Source organism: Limosilactobacillus gorillae, from assembly GCF_001293735.1.
Lineage (GTDB): Bacteria > Bacillota > Bacilli > Lactobacillales > Lactobacillaceae > Limosilactobacillus > Limosilactobacillus gorillae.
Genome location: NZ_BCAH01000050.1, coordinates 1 through 2,676 on the forward strand (window position 1 = coordinate 1; position 2,676 = coordinate 2,676).

Consider the following 2,676-nt stretch of genomic DNA (forward strand, 5'->3'; position numbering starts at 1 on the left):
TCGGTGCGTAGTTGACCTAACAATTATGGGGCACTTTTTTTAGAGCTTCTTTAACTATTTTAGATACTTTTGGGCGTCTTGAGCGGCATTGCGACCGGAGTAAAAGGCATAACCGGCACAAGTTCCAGGCATGTTCGGACCATATGTGTCACCGGTCAAGCCGGCTGCATCATTTCCAGCCGCGTAGACACCTTGGATTACCCTTCCATTATTATCTTCAACCTCATTGGCGGTGTTAACCCGTAAACCACCCATGGTGCAAAAGGCACCAATATTGAGCTTAAAACCATAGTAAGGCCCCTCCTGAACTGGAGCAAGGTACTTAGCATCCTTACCAAATTGATTGTCTACCCCGTTGGCAGCGTAGTTATTGTACTGGCTGACCGTCGCCACTAACTTACCCGCTGGGACCCCCATCTGATTGGCTAATTTTTCAATACTGTCGGCCTTGAAGATGAAGGGCTTGTTAGCCGCCACCGCTTCAGCAATCTCATCTTCAAGTTTATCCATGATTTGGCCACGTTCAACGTAAACCCCCAGGCCCATGTAATTCCCCTCAGTTGCCATCTTCTTGATCACACTCGTGTCAAGAATACTGTAAACCTCATTTTGACCATAAAGCGCGTTGCCGGCGTAACTAAAGTTGTAAATAACCGATTCATCAACAAAACGTTCTCCATCTTGGTTAACCCACAGGAGTGGTTGTTGACCGGCCGCAGTGTTCATCTGACTTTCCATCATTTTGAAGGATGGTTCATCCGGGTCCTTGAGGTAACCGCCAAACAGCATTGCCATCCCCGTTCCGTACTTACGTCCCCCAACACCCCAGCCCAGGCGCAGGCCATCACCGGTCCCCTTCCCACTAGATACCGGAACCAGGCGGGAAAGATCGTAGTTGGTTTCCTTGGCAAGCATTTCCTGGTTATTTAAGTAACCACCTGCCGCGAGGATTACCACTTTAGCCTGAACATCCTCCGTTTCACCAGTGGCCTCGTTTCGCAAGGTAACCGTTTTATTATCACCAAGTTTTAAATCGATTGCGGACGTTGAAGTTAGTAATTCACCACCCAACTTGAGAAATTTTGGTTCCAAGGTGTGAATGGCTCCATAACCAAAACCCTTGTAAATGTGCCAGGTAGCTTCACCGGCTCCCATTGCTTGAACCCGCTCGAAAACAACCCCTTCATCACTAAGCCACTGAACGTTCTCGGCACTTGAATCAACGTACTTTCGCCAAATTCGGGCGTCTGCCTTGTACTTAGAGTATTCAACTTCTTCTTTAAGGACCGCAGTCCCGGAAACGTTAATTCCCTTTTCCTTTTGGAGGTAGGAACCAACCGCAAAGATTCCTTCGCTGTAATTGGCACTTCCCCCAGTTGTCCGCCCCTTTTCAAGCATCAAAACTCGATTACCATTTTCAGCGGCTGTTAAAGCGGCGGCTTCACCCGCAGCACCAGAACCAACAACTACGACATCATATTTTCTTTGCTTAGCAATTGTCATCGTGATTACTCCTTTTTATATCGCTTACATTACTGATTTGTCTCCCATTGTAAGAAGGAACGTGCTATTTTTAAACTGACAACTTATTACGCCACTAGAACTTAGAAGTTCGGCTAAGGGGGGACTAAAATGGATTTCACAAGATTAAGTTGCTTCTGCGATGTCGTTGAGACGGGAAGTTTTCAGCAAGCCGCTAAAAAAGAATTCGTTACCCAACGAGCGGTCTCACAATCAATTAAACGGCTAGAAGATGAGCTTGGGTTAACCCTTTTTAACCGGAGCCACAATAAAATTCAAATTACCCCCGTTGGTCACCAGTTTTATCTTCAAGTTTCTGACATGCTGGCTAAGTTTAAGATCGACGTCAATGACCTCCGCTACCAACAATGAAATGCGGCCCGCCAGCTAACAGTTGGCTACTTTTCCCCCTTCGAAGGCTCCCTTCTACGGGACCAGTTGTTTGACTACATTGCCACGTCCGAGCACCAGTTAGACCTTAAAATCACCCACGAGGGAGTTAACCATCTTTTAGCCGACGTCTCTGCCGGGTTGGTTGACCTTGCAACGGTCCTTGATTATGGCAGTGGCCTCAATCAATTAAATAATGGTCTGGTTAGCCAAACTATTTTTGAAGGAGAGATGCTCATGGGAGTTAGCGTACTAAGCCAGTGGCAAAAGGCGAACTCCTTCCCAATTGCTGACGCTCCCCAGCTTCCCGTTCTCTACTACACCTCCGAAGATTCCCACTACCTCCGGGATAGTTTTTTGGCAACTGTTCCTAAATCTATTACCGGGATCCGAAGTGCGCGGATTGCTAATATTGAGCAAATGCAGATGTTGGTCGCCATGAACAAAGCGGTGGCCTTTTACCCTAGCAAACTATACAAACGATTTTTACCCGATAATGAACACATCCGCTACCTCCCAATTTCAGGGCTAACTGACCAGCGTTACCAAATTAAATTCATTTATAGCGGCACGAGCCCAAAGCAACGGTTAATTGAAAAAATCATTAACCTGACCAACTAACCTTCCCTCCTTATTTCGTAAATAATGGATAAAATACACGATCACCACTAATTTCATATTAAAATTAGCCAGCAACATTACTCTACTAGTTCTGATTTTGCTCCCTTAACAGTAACCAAAAAGCAGAAGTGCCCCATAATCGTT

The 2,676-nt window shown here is 46.1% G+C and carries 2 protein-coding genes and 1 pseudogene; 2 read left to right on the forward strand and 1 reads right to left on the reverse strand.

Annotation, left to right across the window (positions count from 1 at the left end):
• Positions 1–54 precede the first annotated feature (54 nt).
• Entirely contained in the window at positions 55–1,503 is a 1,449-nt protein-coding gene (vprA, locus tag AOQ57_RS07960) for a vinyl phenol reductase (protein WP_093626874.1), read from the reverse strand.
• Between the two features lie 129 nt (positions 1,504–1,632).
• On the opposite strand from vprA, the gene AOQ57_RS08370 reads away from it, so the two are divergent.
• Both AOQ57_RS08370 and AOQ57_RS08375 read left to right on the forward strand, forming a co-directional pair.
• Entirely contained in the window at positions 1,633–1,893 is a 261-nt protein-coding gene (locus AOQ57_RS08370; protein ID WP_235789040.1) for a LysR family transcriptional regulator, read from the forward strand.
• A gap of 21 nt (positions 1,894–1,914) precedes the next feature.
• A pseudogene (locus AOQ57_RS08375) lies at positions 1,915–2,532 on the forward strand (LysR substrate-binding domain-containing protein); the annotation flags it as partial.
• Positions 2,533–2,676: the final 144 nt, after the last annotated feature.

What these genes read in the sequence shown, in the direction of transcription:
- vprA (WP_093626874.1), bottom strand. Translation starts at nt 1,503, where the DNA reads ATGACAATTGCTAAGCAAAGAAAATATGATGTCGTAGTTGTTGGTTCT.
- AOQ57_RS08370 (WP_235789040.1), top strand. Translation starts at nt 1,633, where the DNA reads ATGGATTTCACAAGATTAAGTTGCTTCTGCGATGTCGTTGAGACGGGA.